10 protein-coding genes are annotated in these 18,429 nt (G+C 38.6%); 9 read left to right on the top strand and 1 reads right to left on the bottom strand.

All coding sequences use genetic code 11. The features are described 5' to 3' along the window. Window positions 1-106 precede the first annotated feature (106 nt). Complete coding sequence (locus GVN22_RS02760) at window positions 107-979, bottom strand: AraC family transcriptional regulator (RefSeq protein WP_166549544.1); 873 nt, start codon at window positions 977-979, stop codon at window positions 107-109. A 298-nt stretch (window positions 980-1,277) separates the two neighbouring features. On the opposite strand from GVN22_RS02760, the gene GVN22_RS02755 reads away from it, so the two are divergent. From GVN22_RS02755 to GVN22_RS02715, 9 genes are all read left to right on the top strand, one after another. Beyond that, complete coding sequence (locus GVN22_RS02755; RefSeq protein WP_166549543.1) at window positions 1,278-4,421, top strand: TonB-dependent receptor; 3,144 nt, start codon at window positions 1,278-1,280, stop codon at window positions 4,419-4,421. Between the two features lie 103 nt (window positions 4,422-4,524). Beyond that, window positions 4,525-6,090 carry a RagB/SusD family nutrient uptake outer membrane protein gene (locus GVN22_RS02750; protein ID WP_166549542.1) on the top strand — a complete coding sequence of 522 codons (1,566 nt, stop codon included), beginning with the start codon at window positions 4,525-4,527 and terminating at the stop codon, window positions 6,088-6,090. A gap of 74 nt (window positions 6,091-6,164) precedes the next feature. Beyond that, on the top strand, window positions 6,165-7,169 hold the full coding sequence (locus tag GVN22_RS02745; protein WP_166549541.1) for an IPT/TIG domain-containing protein: 1,005 nt from the start codon (window positions 6,165-6,167) through the stop codon (window positions 7,167-7,169). Between the two features lie 556 nt (window positions 7,170-7,725). Then, the gene (locus tag GVN22_RS02740) at window positions 7,726-8,841 is read left to right on the top strand and encodes a glycoside hydrolase family 26 protein (RefSeq protein ID WP_166549540.1); all 1,116 of its coding nucleotides are present in this window, start codon (window positions 7,726-7,728) and stop codon (window positions 8,839-8,841) included. Window positions 8,842-9,023: 182 nt separating this feature from the next. Continuing rightward, entirely contained in the window at window positions 9,024-10,778 is a 1,755-nt protein-coding gene (locus GVN22_RS02735) for a Na+:solute symporter (RefSeq protein WP_240915547.1), read from the top strand. Window positions 10,779-10,924: 146 nt separating this feature from the next. Continuing rightward, window positions 10,925-12,103, top strand: coding sequence for a glycosidase (locus tag GVN22_RS02730; protein WP_166549538.1), 1,179 nt, complete (start codon window positions 10,925-10,927; stop codon window positions 12,101-12,103). A 209-nt stretch (window positions 12,104-12,312) separates the two neighbouring features. Then, a complete protein-coding gene (locus GVN22_RS02725) occupies window positions 12,313-13,494 on the top strand; it encodes an AGE family epimerase/isomerase (protein WP_166549537.1) in 1,182 nt (393 codons plus the stop codon). A 147-nt stretch (window positions 13,495-13,641) separates the two neighbouring features. Next, window positions 13,642-15,597 carry a sialate O-acetylesterase gene (locus GVN22_RS02720; RefSeq protein ID WP_166549536.1) on the top strand — a complete coding sequence of 652 codons (1,956 nt, stop codon included), beginning with the start codon at window positions 13,642-13,644 and terminating at the stop codon, window positions 15,595-15,597. A 53-nt stretch (window positions 15,598-15,650) separates the two neighbouring features. Beyond that, window positions 15,651-18,362 carry a PKD domain-containing protein gene (locus GVN22_RS02715; protein ID WP_166549535.1) on the top strand — a complete coding sequence of 904 codons (2,712 nt, stop codon included), beginning with the start codon at window positions 15,651-15,653 and terminating at the stop codon, window positions 18,360-18,362. Window positions 18,363-18,429: the final 67 nt, after the last annotated feature.

Below are 18,429 nucleotides of genomic sequence, written 5' to 3'. Positions count from 1 at the left end.
TTCAGTTTATAAACTGTATAAAAAATAAGTCCAAGACAAAGTCTTGAACTAGTAATGTCTTATAAATAACAATTTCAATCCGCAATCAAAAATCCCCCATCCGAAATCAAATAAAGGTTCTTGTCCCAGAAAAATCTTCTCTAAACTCTTTGGGAGTGCAGCTATTTCTAGCTTTAAAAACACGATTGAAATAAGACAAATTATTGAAACCCGTTTGGTAGGATATTTCAGCAATAGTATGCGTTGTATCAATCAGCAAGCGAGAGGCGTGCCCAATTCTGATTTCGTTGAGGCTGTCTACAAAAGTTTTTCCAGTACGTTTTTTGATAAATCTACTAAAAGATACCTCTGTCATTCCGACCAATTTTGCCATTTCTTCGAGTGTAATATTCTTGTCATAGTTGGCCTGCATATACTCAAACGCCTTTTCGATACGACGACTGTTGTAGGATAGTGAGTCGTTCGAAAAAGACGTGTTTGAGAGCGTTCGCATATTTCTCGAAATCGACAAATCATGTAAAATTGACATCAGTTCGAGAACAGAATCAAATCCACTTTTTTGGTGTAAATTCAAAAAGCGATGCTTTAAAGCTTGAGCCGTTTCGGGCGAAAACAAGATACCTTTTGACGAACGTTCTAAAAGTGTTCTGATAAAACTTAACTGATTTCTTTTCAAGAATTTTTCATCAAATAAATCTCGATGAAATTGGATAGTCACCTCATGAATTTCTTCACTTTCACACTGATGTGTGAACCATGCGTGTGGGAGATTGCTACCAACCAATACCAATTCTAAATCTTCAATATTGTCGGAGTGGTCACCAATAATGCGCTTGGCATTTTTGGCATTCATGATAAAGTTTATTTCAAACTCCTCATGCGTATGTAGGGGAAAGTTAAACTCTTTTTTTACCCTTGAAAAAAAGGTAAAGCAATCACTTTGTGTCAATGGAGTAATTTCTCGGATAATTTTAGTCATAATTTTAAGGAAAAAGAAAGATTATTTGGATAATAATATAGTTTGGAAAAGATAAAAAAGTATTGATAAATGGCTAGCTCAATTGCTAAATAATCTTGTCAAAAATAGATAATAATTTGTGTTTTTTCGTTTATAGTCCTGTTTTTTTTAAGTTTATGTTAGAATAAGTCTATTATGATTTTGTAAAGAGTAGTTTTAATGTTATGATTAGATAAAATAGTACTATATTGTTCGTAGTATAGGTATATAATTTTGTCATGTTAAAATATCAATAATTTATTCTCAGATAATAATGAACATGAAAAAACTACTATTCTTTTGTTTTCTGTTCTTGAGTAGCATTTGGTCTACTTTGGCGCAGGAACAACGAACAGTTTCGGGTAAGGTAACCGATGAGTCTGGTGAGGCATTGCCCGGTGTAACTGTAAGGGTCAAAGATGTCCAGAGTGGAACTGCCACCAATGTCAAGGGTGAGTATGCGATCAAAGTGACATCTTCTGGTAAAACCTTAGTGTTTTCGTCTGTTGGATACAAACCTACTGAGGTCGCAATCAATGGTCGTTCTACTATCAATATCTCCTTGATTGCCGACAACAAAAATCTACAAGAAGTCGTGGTGATTGGTTATGGTACTGCCAAGAAAAATGAGGTAACTTCTTCTATTGCTTCGATTGGTGAAAAAGACATCAAGAACTTGCCTGTTCCGGGGGTAGACCAAGCCTTGCAAGGAAAAGTAGCAGGTGTAACGGTAACAAGTAACGGTGGACAGCCAGGTGGTGGCGTGTCGGTGCGTGTGCGTGGTATTACAAGTGTAAATGGCAACGAACCGCTATATGTGATTGATGGTGTGCCAATTTTGAGTGGAAGAAGTAGTGTGTCTCAAGACCAATTAGGCGGTATGGCTGGTCAGTCGGTACAAAGTCCATTGGCTGCGCTAAACTCGAATGATATTGTATCAATAGATATTTTGAAAGATGCTTCTGCACAGGCGATTTATGGTGCTTTGGCTGCCAATGGTGTAGTTTTGATTACTACGAAAAAAGGAAAAAGTGGTGAGGGTAAAATTTCTTACGATGTATATTACGGAATGCAAGAAGTGCCAAGACGTTTGAAATTGATGGATTTACAACAATACGCCAATTATTTCAACTCTTTAGTTCCTGAAATTCGTAATAGTGGTGCTGGCAATTTGGATACTTTGGGCGAATTCAAAAATCCAAAAGTATTAGGTCGCGGTACCGACTGGCAAGATGCGATTTTCCAAAGAGGATATATTCGTAATCACCAATTAGCGTTTTCGGGAGGTTCAGACAAAACAACGTATTATTTCTCTTTAAATAACTTTGAGCAAACAGGTACGGTTATCGGTTCAAAATTCGAGCGTTTTGCTTTACGTGCCAGTATTGATCAACAAGTAAAGAGCTGGTTGAAGGCGGGTGTTAGCGTGAATTTATCCCGTTCGAACCAACGTATAACACTAACCGACGGCTCAGATGCGGTGATTAGTGTGGGTCTTTATAATAGCCCTGCTTCGCCAGTACGTGGGTTTGATGGACAATATGCGTCGGTAGTATCTATTGGCGGTTCTACATTTGGGAATCCCAACAACCCTGTGGCTTTGGCCGAAATGCGTAATGTGACAGCTATTCAAACCAAGGCTTTTGGAAATATTTTTGCAGAATTGAATTTTACCAATTACCTCAATTTGCGTAACGAATTGAACTACGACTTTACCATGAGTCAAAACTCGGCTTTTCAACCTTATGTGCGCAATGACAACACAGGTTTGATTATTCTTTCGCCAAGTAAATTGATAGAAGACCGTGGTACAAGCTTATATTGGTCTTTGAAAAACTATTTGACTTTCAATAAAGGTTTTGGAAAACATTGGGTAAATGCAGTTGTAGGTCATGAGGTTTCTGAATCTAACTATGATCAGGTAACGGCTTCTCGTCAAAATTTGACTTTAAATTTACAATCTTTAAATGCTGGGGAAGGTGGTACTACACAGTCGATTAGTGGTGGCAAATATCCTTGGGCAATGGAATCGTATTTTGGTCGTGTCAACTATACTTACAACAATCGTTACTCTATTAGTGCTTCACTTCGTCGCGATGGTTCAGCTAGTTTTGGACCAAACAAACGTTACGGGTATTTCCCAGCAGCATCGGTTGGTTGGACAGTTTCGGAAGAGACATTTGCTAAAAAATGGGATTTGATTAGCTATCTCAAACTAAGAGCTGGGGTAGGTGCAGTAGGTAATTCGGGCGTAGGTGGAAACAACCTTTATACCACCAATATCCGCTTGTTTTCAACGGCGCCTTATGGTGCAGGGGGGATTCCACAAAACGTAGGAAATCCAAACTTGGCTTGGGAGTCAGTAGTGACTTACAACGGTGGGGTAGACCTTTCGATGTTGAATAAACGTGTTGATGTGACATTGGATGTGTACAAAAAAGTATCAACCAATATGTTGTTACAAACGCAATTGCCTGTTTCTTCGGGTTTAGGAACGGCTTGGAATGATATTAACTCGCCTTGGACGAATGCTGGTAAAATGACCAACACAGGGATTGATATTGGCGTGACGACTTATAATATTCAGAAAAATGGTTTTTCTTGGAAAACTAATTTTGTATTCTCTCACTACAACAACATCCTGAATGAATTGAATGACGCTTCAGCTTCAATTCGTGGATACAAGGAATATGGAGATGCTGTTTTGGTAACGAATACAATGGTTGGACATCCAGTAGGAACTTTCTATGGTTATGTTACAGATGGATTGTTCCGTACAATGGAAGACTTAAATAAAGATGGTGCAAAACAAGGTTTGGATGTAAAACCAACAGGCACGTGGTTGGGTGATGTACGTTACAAAGACCTGAATGGCGATGGTGTAATTGACTCAAAAGACGTAACGATTATTGGAAATCCTAATCCTGATTTTACTTACGGTATCACAAACACATTTAATTACAAAGGATTTGACCTTTCGATTTTCTTAAATGGTAGCCAAGGCGGACAGATTTTGAATTACACTCGTCGTTTGACTGAAGGTATGACGAATCCCTACTGGAACCAGTTGTCTACGGTTTTGGATAGATACACTTCTACCAATACCAATGCTACTTTACCTCGTTATAACCAATGGCATAACAACAACTTCCGTGTGTCTGACCGTTTTGTGGAGGATGGTTCTTTCTTACGTATCCAAAATGTTTCGTTTGGCTATAACCTTCCAAAAGACCTAATCAAAAAAGCGAAGTTGACCAATGCACGTTTGTATGTGTCTATGCAAAACTTGTACACTTTTACCAAGTACACAGGTTATGACCCAGAACTTGGTTCGTTCAATAACAATATTCGCTATATGAACGTAGACGATGGTCACTATCCGAACCCTCGTACTTTCACCATTGGAGGTAATTTCGAGTTCTAGTAAGAGTTAAAATGTAGGATGATTTGTATAGAAAAACGTAGTTCTTTCTTTGACAAAATCATTCAAGACTCAGAATCCTTGAATTTTAATTTTGAATTTTCAGATGAAAAAAAATATAATCGCTTTATTATTAGCCGCTTCTGGACTGGTGTCTTCGTGTAAAGAAGACTTTTTGGACAGACCTTCGCAAAATGGGCCGACTTTGGATACCTATTACACTACAGCGGCACAAGTAAATGCAGCAACAGGTTTGTTGTATAATACCATTTGGTACGAATGGCAAGACAAAGCCTATCATGCTATTGGTGAGGTATTGAGTGGGAATATGTACACAGGTGACCCCAAATACAACTCATTTGCCAATTTTACGGTACAATCTACCGACGAACAGGTGTCTCGTTCTTGGTATGCGTTTTATAAAGTGGCAGGTAATGCAACGGTTTTGATTCAAACTTTCGAACAGAAAAAATCGCAAGTTGCCGACCCTAGCTTTTTGACTCAAGGAGTAGCAGAAGCTCGTTTTATGCGTGGAATGGCGTATTTCTATTTGGCTCGTGTATTTGGCGATGTGCCTATTATCTCTGACCCAGTGGCATTAGCCAATTCAGGAGACTATAAAGTACCTCGTTATTTGCAAAAAGATGTGCTACGTTTTGTCGTAGAAGACTTGCAATATGCCGAACAAAATCTTCCTGATGCTTCTTATCAAGCAGGTCGTGTGACCAAATATGCAGCAAAAGGGATGTTGTCAAAAGTGTATTTGTATATGAAGGATTATGCCAACGCCAAAGCAAAAGCAGCTGAAGTAATGAGTTCACAGAAATACAGTCTTGTGTCGGATTATGGTGCAATGTTCACTAGCTCAAAAATGAATAATAACCCTGAGTCGTTGGTGGCTTTGCAGTGGTTGGCAGCAGGGGGATATTCTATTGGTAACCCTATCCAAGCGTATGTTGGTCCAGCGCCATTATTGAAGCCTACAACAGGCGCAGGTTGGTCGGCTATTATTCCTTCGATAGATGTGTTAAATTCTTATGAATCAGGAGATAAAAGACGTAGATGGTCAGTAATGGAACACGGATTTACTCGTACAGATTGGACAAATGTAAACTTCCCGAATGGTTTCAAATATGATACTACTTGGACAAGTAGCACCGACGATGCGACTAAAATCAAAACACCAACTCGTTCAAATGCGCTAAAATATATCGTAGGACCGGGTTCAAATGGAGAGAATGTCAACGGAACATCAACGGACATTTGTACCTATTTGCTACGCTATGCAGATGTCTTATTGATTTATGCTGAGGCAACTATTGGAACAGGCACAAGCACAACAGATGCTTCTGCTTTGGAGGCTTTTAACAAAGTACATACCCGTGCAGGTTTGTCACCAGTAACCTCTTTGACCAAAGATCAAGTGTTGAAGGAACGCCGTGTCGAATTTGCTTTTGAAGGAGATTATTGGTTTGATATTCAGCGTCAAGGTTTTGATAAAGCCAAACAAATGTTGGCTAGCCAAGAACGTGGAACTTACAACGGCAATGGAACCATCAACAGTATGAGAGTGTCTATTTCTTCTGCCTCTCAACTGTATTTGCCTGTTCCACAAGCAGAAACGGTTTCGAATCCAAAATTATTAGAACCAGCAATTCCTTATTATAAGTAATAGCGGAAAGGGTAAGGCAAGTGGTCATAAAGTCTTGATTACCCGCTTGACAAATACTAAAAATCTTTTTTGATATGAAAAATACATTCTTCAAAATAGCTACAGCACTCTTTGTTACAGGGACGGTATGGTTGTCGTCTTGTACAAGTGACGATGCCGTAAATGCTGTGCCTGTGGCTGATAAATTAGCTCCTGATTCGGCTTCGGGAGGCTCGGTACTAACCTTAACAGGTTCGGGATTGGGCGAAATGAGAACGATTGTTTTTGATAATGGTAATGTTCCTGCTGGACTCAATCCTGCATTTAATACTGACAATGCCATTGTTTTTCGTGTACCAGATACGGCTTTTGGGGGTACTCAAAAAATTATTTTTACCAATAAATACGGTAAATCTGTAGCTGTTCCTTTCAAGGTAATTGCTTTGCCAATCGTAACCGAGTTGTCAAATACCGATTTTACTAAAGGTACGCAGGTCACGGTAAAAGGAAATAATCTCAACGATGTAACGAAAGTATTGTTGGCAGGCTCAACAGCAGAAGCAAAGGTGATTTCTAAGACCAAAAAACAAATGGTGATTGAAATGCCTGCTTCTTCTTCAACACGTTCTAAACTTACGATTACAAACTCGTCTGGTACCATTACTACCCAACAAGAGTTGGTGAGTGTCGATAATAACTATGGTTTCTTCAAAGATAACTTTGCAGATGGTCTCGACAACTGGTCATGGGGTGGCGACTTTACGGCTTCTACCAAAAATGTTTGGACAGGTACTCGTTCACTAGAGGCAGCGTATAACGGCTCTTGGGGTGGTTTATCTCTTCATTCAAGTGCAGGTATTAGCACAGCAGGAGTAAACTATTTGACATTCTGGGCAAAAGGAGCTGATATAGACCGTCAGGTTTCTATCAAAGTAAACTGGGCGACCGACAAAGTAGTAACCATTCCTGCCAATGTTTGGACTTACTTTAAGATTCCAGCTACAGGGTTTTTGACAATGCCAGTAATCAATGACTTCGTTTTCCAAATTCATGACGATGGCAAAACGATTTATTTCGATAATATTCTTTTGGTAAAATAAGCTTAAACTTATCTTTATTCAAATAGTAAAGCCACCTCAGTTTTGGGGTGGCTTTTTTGATATTTAGTCTATTTTGTTTTCTAAAAGTGTTAAAAAGGTATTATCCTAAATCTCTTTCTTTTTACATCTAATAATCAAATATAAAAATCGAAAATTACTATTTATGTGCTTAAATTATCTTATTTAATCTTCTTTTACTGTCATGAATTGTTTTTTCAGTGTTATAGATTGATAAAATTGTATTATATATTGGTTCTATTTGAAGTGTAATTTTGTATTAGTCAATAAGAGAAAATAAAGCAACTTTCCAGCTAAGTTAAAAGCGTTATTTTTCCGAAATACTAAATACAATATAAGTACCCTCGTGGAATAAGAAGAGAGATGAAAATCTATTGTTAATGTCATCTATTTTAATTCTGCATGTCAAAATGAACCCTTTCAGAATATCAATCTATATCAACCGAAAAAAATGGTTAATGCAGTAATGTTGGGCATGTATTCCTTCAAAAGGCTGTAACTTGCCCAATCATTCTTCACTCAACTTAAATTTTAGTTTATGTACAAGCGTTTATTTTTCTTGATTGGAACATTAACCATCCATTTTTCGGGAATTAGCCAATCGGCACCCATTGATGCTAAGGCTACTCTCGCGACTCGCCATCTCTACCAACAACTTTGGAAATTACGTCAGAAAGGTATCATGTTTGGTCAGCAAGATGCTCTGGCTTATGGGCTCAACGCCGATAAAACTCGCTGGATAGGCGATGCTAATCGCTCGGATGTAAAAACAGTTACAGGGGATTTTCCTGCGGTAATAGGCTATGATTTAGGAAAAATTGAATTTGACTCTGTACGCAATCTCGATGGCGTACCGTTTAGCAAAATCCGTCAGGATATTCAGAATACACATCAACGAGGAGGACTTAATACAATTTCTTGGCATTTGAATAATCCTACCGACCCCAATAAAACATCTTGGGACAAGGCAGATTCTACTATTGCCAAAATCTTCTCAGACCCAAAGGCTTTACAAACGTATAATTCTTGGCTCGATAAAGTTGCCAACTTTTTGGCTTCATTGAAAGATACCAAAGGACAGCCTATTCCTGTGCTTTTCAGACCATTTCATGAGCATACAGGTTCGTGGTTTTGGTGGGGTGCTGGCTTTTGCTCGCCTGAGCAATACAAAAAAATATGGAGATATACGGTTTCGTATTTGAAAGATACCAAAGGTTTACATCATTTGTTGTATGCCTATTCGACCGACAGATTTGAATCTCAAGCTCATTATTTGGAACGTTATCCTGGCGATGATATGGTAGATTTGATAGGCTTTGACTATTATCATCGTGATGCGCCTAAGTCTAATGATGAGTTCAAAAAGCAATTATCTCGTATGGTTCATACGTTGGAAGAAATAGCAGATAAAAAACATAAGTTAACGGCCATTACCGAAATGGGACTTGAACAAATTACGGTCGATAACTGGTGGACATCCATCGTTTGGGAAACGATAAAGGATTCCCATTTAAGTTATATGTTGGTTTGGAGAAACGGTCGCCCCGACCATTTTTATAGCCCTTATCAAGGACATACAAGCGCCCCTGATTTTATCAAATTTTACAACTTACCTCAGACCTTATTTAGTAAAGACGTGAAGGTTTTGAAATAGTATTTTCACCAGAACACAGTGTTTAGATGATATTCTTATAAAATCTTTTCCTATCCCTTTAAATAGAGCGTGGCTTACAAAAGCCATGCTCAAAGAATCAAAAAACGAGAATGAAATTACAGTTAATCGATATACTTATATTACTTACTTACCTCTTAACCATGATATTCATTGGCTTTTATATGAAAAATAAAGCCAAGAAAAATAAAGATAGTTATTTGATGGGAGGGAAGTCCTTGCCTTGGTATATGCTTGGTTTGAGCGATGCCTCCGATATGTTTGATATCAGCGGTACAATGTGGATGGTGAGTTTATGTTTTGTGTATGGTCTCAAAAGTATCTGGATTCCTTGGCTTTGGCCTTCGTTCAATCAGGTGTTTATGATGATGTTTTTGAGCAAATGGCTCAGAAGAAGCAATGCCAACACAGGAGCCGAATGGCTCACTACTAGATTTGGTTCGGAGGGAAAAGGAGTACAGGCATCCCAAATCATTGTCATTGCTTTCGCTCTTATTAGTTGCTTTGGTTTTTTGGCGTATGGGTTTGTAGGATTAGGAAAATTTGTTGAAATCTTTATTCCCTGGGAAGTTGTACAGCCTTATGTTCCTTTTGAGATTCCAGCGCAGTATATTCCTCATTTTTATGGTGTTGTATTCACCATCATTGCCACCTTCTATTCAGTTTTGGGAGGCATGCATAGCATAGTATTGGGCGATGTAATTAAATATGGCATTATGACTTTGGCTTGTTTGGCGATTGCTTTTATTGCGATGGACCATTTGCAAGGTCAAACCCTCCATTTGCCTCAAGGTTGGAGAACGCCATTTTTTGGCTGGGAACTTGGATTAGACTGGAAGCCTATTTTGCCCGAAGTACACCAAAAAATAGAATCGGATGGCTATGGTATTTTCGGAATATTCTTTTCTATGATGTTGCTCAAAGGCGTTTTTGCTTCGTTGGCAGGTCCAGCGCCAAATTATGATATGCAAAAGATTTTGAGTACCCGAAGCCCAAAAGAGGCGAGTAAAATGACGGGCTTTGTCAGTATCATTTTATTGCCCATTCGCTATTCTATGATTATTGGCTTGACGGTTTTGGCGCTTTTATATTATGCTCAACTCAATGTAAAGGACGCTTATGGGAATTATGATTTTGAACTACTATTACCAGGAACAATCAATGCCTTTATGCCTGCTGGAATTTTGGGATTGGTAATCACGGGTTTGATGGGTGCTTTTATGGGAACTTTTAGCGGTACCCTCAATGCAGCTCAAGCCTATATTGTCAATGACATTTACCTGAAACATATCAACCCACAGGCTAGTACCAAAAAGACCATCCAGATGAATTATCTGGTTGGCTTGGTCGTCGTAATTATAGGGATTGTATTAGGCTTTATGGCCAAAAGTGTCAATGACATTTTGCAGTGGATTGTCGGAGGATTGTATGGAGGGTATGTAGCAGCCAATTGCCTAAAATGGTATTGGTGGCGTTTCAATGCCAATGGTTTCTTTTGGGGGATGGCGGCAGGAATTTTTGCAGCCTTATTGATGCCTTATTTTACCACAGGTTTACCATTGTATTGGTGGCCATTGTTATTCGTGATTTCTTTAACAGCTTCTATTTTAGGAACATTGGCAGCGCCACCAACAGACGCTAGGGTTTTGAAGAAATTTTATACAACTGTCAAACCTTGGGGATTTTGGCAACCTGTTCTGGAGGCTGTAAAGGCAGAGAATCCAGCTTTTGAAGCGAATAAGAACTTCAAAAAAGATGCCTTCAATGTGGTTTTGGGCATTATATCTCAGCTTTGCCTTACTCTTTTGCCCATGTATTGGGTTTTGGGAATGCATCAGGCATTAGTCATAGATGTAGGCATTATGTTGGTGGTAAGTTTTATCCTAAAACGAACATGGTGGGATAAGTTAGAAGATTAATCCGTAGAGACGTTGCATGCAACGTCTACAAAAGTATTGGAATAATCAAAGTGAAATGAGAAATACCCTCTGATAACCGATCTACAATTAACGAATAACAATTTACGAATGTGCTTTAAGGTATTAACAAATATAAATGAAAGAAAATGAACGCATTGTTTCAAGAAAGATTAACGCAACTTCAACAAAATTACGAAGCTTTAATTACCAGAAAAAACACGCCAGAAGAGGTCGGAAATGGTATTTATAAGAGATACCAATATCCTATTTTGACGGCACAACACACACCAGTATTTTGGAGATATGATCTTAATCCGGAAACTAATCCGTTTTTGATGGAGCGTTTTGGAATCAATGCAACATTCAATTCTGGGGCTATTAAGTTAGACGACAAATATTTGTTAGTAGTAAGGGTAGAGGGATTAGATCGTAAGTCGTTTTTTGCTGTTGCTGAAAGCTCGAATGGTGTTGATAATTTCAAATTTTGGGATTTCCCGATAACCATGCCCGAAACTGAAAATCCCGATGGTAATGTTTATGATATGCGTGTGGTTCAGCATGAAGATGGCTGGATTTACGGCTTGTTTTGTACTGAACGTAAAGACCCTAATGCTAAAATCGGAGATGAGTCTTCGGCAGTTGCGCAATGTGGTATTGCTCGCACACGTGACCTCAAAACATGGGAGCGTTTACCCGATTTGATTACCCCTTCGCCGCAACAGCGCAATGTGGTACTTCATCCTGAATTTGTGAATGGCAAATACGCTTTTTATACACGCCCACAAGATGGCTTTATCGAAGCAGGAACAGGAGGAGGAATAGGCTTTGGATATGCTGATTCTATGGAAAATGCGGTCATTGAGAAGGAATTTATTGTAGATGAAAAGCATTACCATACGGTTTATGAAGTTAAAAATGGACAAGGTCCAGCGCCTATCAAAACCGAAAAAGGATGGCTTCATTTGGCACATGGTGTTCGCAATACTGCTGCTGGATTGCGTTACGTTTTGTACGTATTTTTAACAGATTTAAACGATTTAACCAAAGTTATTCATAAACCAGCGGGTTATTTTATCGCACCAGAAGGCGAAGAAAGAGTAGGAGATGTGTCGAATGTGACTTTTGCCAATGGTTGGATTGCCGATGAAGATGGGAAGGTTTTTATCTATTATGCCTCATCTGATACCCGTATGCACGTGGCTACTTCTACCATTGAGCAATTATTAGACTATGTGCTCAATACGCCAGAGGATGGTTTCCGTTCGGCAACTTCGGTAGAAACCTTAACAAAGCTGATTGAATCAAATCAAGCGGTTTTAATTTAGTAAGGAAGATTTGGTTTTCTAGTGGTGAGTAAAATGAAGTTATTAGTTAATAGTTATCAGTTATTGGAATGTATTCATAATCAGTAAGATATCATTATAGTTTGTCGCCGATATATGGGTAATATAATCATTATGGTAACTAATAATATAAGACTTTATACCATTAGAAAACCAAACATCATAACAAGGTAAAGCTAACACTATTGTAAATGCTTGAATTTAAAGAACAGTTATCTCAGGAGTTAGAAAACATTTTGACTTTTTGGGAAAATAATACCGTAGATACAAAAAATGGTGGATTTATTGGAAAAATGAACCATCAAGGGCAAATAGACCCCAACGCGATCAAAGGAGGAGTATTAAACGCCAGAATTCTCTGGACTTTCTCAGAAGCCTACCATTTTACCCACGAGCCAAGGTATCTTACTTTGGCTCAACGTGCTTTTGACTATCTGAAAAATCACTTTTGGGATACTCAACATGGAGGAGTTTACTGGGCTGTGGATGCTCTTGGAAACCCTTCGAGTACTCGAAAGCAAATCTACGGACAGGCTTTTGCGATGTATGCTTTTGCAAGTTTTTATAAAGCAACACAACATCAGGAGTCGCTTAATTTAGCCATTGCGCTTTTTGAAATTATCGAAAAATATAGTTTTGATACTGTCAATGGTGGTTATTGGGAAGCTTTCTCGCAAGATTGGCAACTTCTAACAGACTTGAGATTGAGTGAAAAAGACCGAAACGACCCCAAAACGATGAATACGCATTTGCATATCATCGAGGCGTATGCATCCCTGTATTTGGTTTGGAAGGATACCCGATTGGCTTCAAAACTTGAGCATTTGTTAGAGATTTTTAACAAACATTTTATCAACCCTAAAGGTCATTTGAATTTGTTTTTCGATGCAGAATGGCATATTCAATCATCTGCTATATCGTTTGGTCATGATATCGAGGCTGCTTGGTTATTGCAGGAGTCTGCTGAGATTTTGGGTAAGCAAAAATGGATAGATATTTTTCAAGAAAAAGCGATACTAATGGCGAACACAAGCCTACGTGCCATTCAGTCAGATGGTAGTCTGATTCATGAATACGATCTCGTGTCGCATCATGCTGATATGCATCGCGAATGGTGGGTAAGTGCCGAGGCTATGGTGGGTTTTTACAATGCTTTTCAGTTGACGAAGCACGCCCAATTTCTTGATGCTGTAAAAAATACTTGGACTTTCATCCAGAAAAACCTTATTGATGCACAGCAAGGAGAATGGGTTTGGGGAAGATATGAAGATGGAAGTTTGATGGAAGCTGAGGATAAAGTAGGTTTTTGGAAGTGCCCTTATCACAATGCACGTGCATGCATGGAATTAATCAAGCGGATAACGGCAGAATAACATAAATAAATTCAAAGAATGTGCTAGCTTTATGTTTATCCAAAAATTAGTGATGGTGAATCAATTTGTGATTCTTTTTATCCTTGATAAGGGATGTACAATTAACTCATAACATTCCTCCAAACAATCTTACACGATAAATATTCTATGAAAAAACTATTTCTTTTTGGTCTACTATTAACATCCCACTGCCTGTTGGCTCAACTCAAAATAGCCAAAGTATTTACTGATTATATGGTTTTACAACGTCAAAAACCAATTCCTGTTTGGGGATGGGCTAAACCTAATGAGTCCGTCACACTGACTTTTGCAGGACAAAAGCAAACTGCCCAAGCTAATCAAGAAGGTAAATGGATGGTAAAATTTTCGCCTTTGGAGGCGGGAGGTCCTTTCACTTTGGAGGTTCAAGGTAGCGCAGAAAAAATCGCCTTACAAGATGTACTAATTGGTGATGTATGGCTTTGTTCTGGACAATCAAATATGGAGTGGACTGTTAAGCAAGCGGATAATTTTTCTCAAGAAAAAAAGAACGCTGATTTTCCTAAAATACGCCATTTTTTTGTGGAACATGAAGTTACAACACAACCTCAAAGCGACCTAAAAACTGGTGAATGGAAAGTATGTAATAGCCAGAATGTTGGTGATTTTACGGCTGTTGGTTATTTCTTTGCACGTGAGGTATTTCAAAAAACTGGTGTTCCAATTGGACTATTGCATAGCTCTTGGGGCGGTTCGCAGGTAGAAGGCTGGATTAGCAAAGAAGGAATGGAAACGTTTGATGAATTGAAACCTTATGCCCAAAACCTTCCCAAAAATTGGCAAGAGGCGGATTTACGTTTGGAAGAAAGTATCAAGGAAAAACTGTTAGGGAATGCGAAAGCAACTATCTCACTTGCCGATGAACAGCAATATCTAAAAGCTGGCTATGATTTTTCGAAATGGCATACAGGCAATGCGATTGGTCAATGGGATTGGCAAGGTATCTGGGCTTGGCGTGGGAATGGATTTATCGCTAAAACGGTAGAAATTCCAGCCGAAATGATTGGTGAATTAACTACTTTAGGTTTGGCTGAAAGTTTTTCAGAAAATCAGGTTTATATCAATGGAAAGCTTGTTTTCTCTGGTATTTTGAAAGGGGTTCGTAAAATAGTAGTTCCTGCCAATACTTGGAAGTCAGGAAGTAATAGTCTTATGATTAAAATGAACAAAACCATTGAGCCTTCGTGGTATGGTGTAGGCATGATGGGAAATGCCGATGACTTGTATGTGAGTTCCGACAAGCAGAAAGTTGCCTTGGGTGGTAGCAATTGGAAATTGATGCCTTCCTTTGCAGAGGAGCATTCATTTGTTCATTCAAGCAATAATATCGGAACCTATATCTACAATGGCATGATAGCACCATTGTTGCCATTTGCGATTAAAGGGGCGTTGTGGTATCAGGGAGAAACCAATGCGGGGCGTTCGTATCAGTACCGTAAGTCATTTCCTCTATTAATCAATGATTGGCGCAGACTTTGGAACGATGAATTTCCTTTCTATTTTGTTCAGTTGTCGAGCTATGGACCTTACCAAAATAGTAATCAAGGAAGTGGATGGGCAGAGTTGCGTGAAGCACAAACGATGACTTTGAGCCTACCCAAAACAGGTATGGCGGTAACTACGGACGTAGGCAACCCCAAAGATATTCACCCAACCAATAAACAGGATGTTGGTAAAAGATTAGCCGCTGAAGCATTGAAAAATACCTATGGATTAAATATCGTTTCGGCTGGGCCAATGTATTCTTCTGTTAGTTTTGAGAAAGGAAAAGCAACAATTTCCTTCAAAAATGTTGGTAGCGGTTTGATGCTAAAAGATAAATTTGGATACTTGAAAGGCTTTGAAATAGCAGGTGAAGATAAAGTGTTTTACTATGCAAAAGCTGAAATTCAAGGAGATAAAGTGATTGTTTACCATCCAAAAGGCTTGAAACCTGCCTCAGTTCGTTATGCTTGGGCAGATGCACCTGAAGATGCTAATTTATTCAATCAAGAGGGTTTCCCAGCTTGCCCATTCCGTACAGACCAATGGAAAGGTGTGACTGAAGGGGTGAAATTCAAATAAAAATCTGTTGTAGAGACGTTGGGAGCAACGTCTCTATTTTTTCCTAAAATTTTATGAGAAAACTATTCATTTTCGGACTAGTCATTTTACTAGCCCTTACCGAAGGTTTTGCCCAAACTATTGCCAATTTTGAGGTTGGCGGGCAAATTCCTAGTTTTTATTATGGAAAAGATGCCAAAGTCGTAGATAATCCTGACAAGCAAATGAATACGACTAATAAGGTAGGTTACTATAAAAAGGAAGCAGGCAATTGGAAGTTTGTCAGTTTTACTTTTGGTAAAAAAATCAATACACAAACTAAGGATGTCTTAAGTCTATGGGTAAGAAGTTCGACCAAAGGACGTGTCTATCTCAAATTGTGGAATGGAAATACCGTGCTGACTGAAAATTGGGTCAATGAATATGCCTTTATGCCAAATCCTAATACTTGGACACAAGGGAAATATGATTTGTCGAAGGTGCAAAATCAAGATTTTGACAGAATAGAATTAGCCTTATCGGTTGATAATGAAGCCGAAGCAGAGGCGTATTTTGACGAATTAAAGCTTTATAATAGTTCCTCTCCCAACGATGAGCCAGTAATCATTTTATCAAAAGTAAACTCGAAAGTACAAGTCGGACAGAGCATCGTATTTGATGCTTCTAAATCTTATGATGTAAATGCTTTACCGTTAAACTTCGTTTGGAGCTTTTCGGATGGAAGTCAGCTAAGTGGAAAACAAGTATCAAAAAACTTTAATAAATCTGGTAACTACCAAGCGCAATTGACGGTGACAAATACCCTTGGCTTGATGGCTAAACAAACCCTACAGATTTATGCCATTGACCCTACACAGGCTTTGAGCGAACCTCGTTGGTTGAACACTGTTTTTGAAACAAATCAAAAAATAGAGGCAGAGTTAGTGTCTCTCAAAGATTACACAAATCCCTATAATCCTGATGAGGTCACAGTTGATGCGGTCGTTACTCGCCCCGATGGGAGCAAACAAACCATTCCTTGTTTTTATTGGATAAAAGGCTATTATCAAAATTCGCAATGGCGAGTAGATTCTACCCAGCAGGCTTGGCGTTGGCGATATGCTTCAAATCAACTCGGACAACATCAAGTGGTATTTACTATAAAAGATGCTCAGGGACAAAAAAGCTCTTCGTCATATTCCTTTACGGTGAAATCATCTTCGCAAAAAGGAATTATTCAAAGAGATAGCGATTCACGACAGCATTATCGTCATCAGACAGGTGAACCTTATTTTCCTTTAGGTATCAATGTAGCTTGGGATTCACAAACTAATTATTTTACCATATTTGAAAACCTAGCCAATGCAGGTGCCAACTTTGCTCGATACTGGCAGGTTCCATTCAACCGTCAGGCTCTTGAATGGAAAAATGATGGGTATACGGGTGGTTTGGGTAAATACAGCCAACAAGCCGCTGCCATGCAAGACTCAATCTTGAACCATGCCGAAAAACGGGATATTCGTCTACAATTGACACTTTTACAGCATGGTATGTTTTCCGAAAATGTTAATTCCAATTGGAGTGATAACCCATACAATGTGGCATTGGGAGGTCCATTGAATAAAGCAGAGGAGTTTTTTTATAACGCTACCGCCAAGCAACAAATCAAGAAACTATTTCGCTACAATATTGCTCGTTGGGGATATTCGTCCAATGTATATGCTTGGGAATTGTTCAATGAGGTACAATTTACAGGAAATCATCCCAATCAGTCTGCCGCATGGAAAACTGGCGTATTGACTTGGCATGACGAAATGAGTCAATACATCAAGTCGATAGATCCACTTAATCATGTAGTAACCACCAGTGCCGACGACCAGCAATGTGTAGCTATGGATAAATTTGTGGGGCTCGACAATGTGCAATATCATTTGTATAACACCAATTTGTTATCAGTTCAAAATCAGCAAGATAAGCATTTTAAAGAAACCCTTACCAAAACAGGAATTATCAATGGAGAATATGGACTTGATGTAAATACTGCCGATGTGCCTTTTGATACTCAAAGAATTGCCATTTGGACAGGCATATTGTCAAGAGTTCCACATTTGATGTGGTTGTGGGATAATTACAAAACCGCTGATTGGGCAAACTTATTTGCTATTCCTGCCAAGTTTTTACAAGGAAAAGATTTCGTAAAAGAAAAGAATCTCAAAGATTGGAATCCTGTCATCAGTACCAATAATTCGAGTTTGAGCACATTAGGGTTAACTTCTGATAAAGGGGCTTATTTGATGGTTTATGATAACCAAAACAAGGAAAATATTTCAGGTGTAAAAATAGATTTGACCACCTTGACAGCAGGTATTTATGACCTTAAATTTTGGAATGTTTTGACTGGCGAAACAACTACTCAAAGTAATTTTAACAGTGTTTTAAGCGGAGGTTTATTGACTTTGCCAACTTTCTCGAAAGCCATCGTAATAGAATTTGTTTTTAAAGAAAAAGTCACAATTACTGGTCTAGAAGGTGAAAAACAAGGTTTTATCAAAGCTTATCCTAATCCTTTTCAACAAGAAATTAATGTGGATATCATGTCAGCAGTAGGAGGAGAGGCACAATTGGTTTTTTGTAGTAGTGAAGGAAAAGAATTAGCACAAAAAAGCATAAGTATCAAAGCCAATCAAGAGCAAAAAATGGTTTGGGATATGAGTAATCAAAAGCTTAATGCGGGTACCTATATCCTAAAACTGCAAATTGGGCAACAACAATGGAGTCAAAAACTATTGAAGAGTTCTAACTTCTGAGATATGGAAGCTTAATAAAAAAGAGCCGTTGCATGCAACGGCTCGCTGAAAAAGATAGTTGTAATCC

Origin of the sequence: Cellulophaga sp. BC115SP, assembly GCF_009905545.1 — a bacterium.
Lineage (GTDB): Bacteria > Bacteroidota > Bacteroidia > Cytophagales > Spirosomataceae > Flectobacillus > Flectobacillus rivi.
The sequence above is the reverse complement of the archived record's forward strand: the minus strand, read 5'-3'. Positions and strand labels throughout refer to the sequence as shown.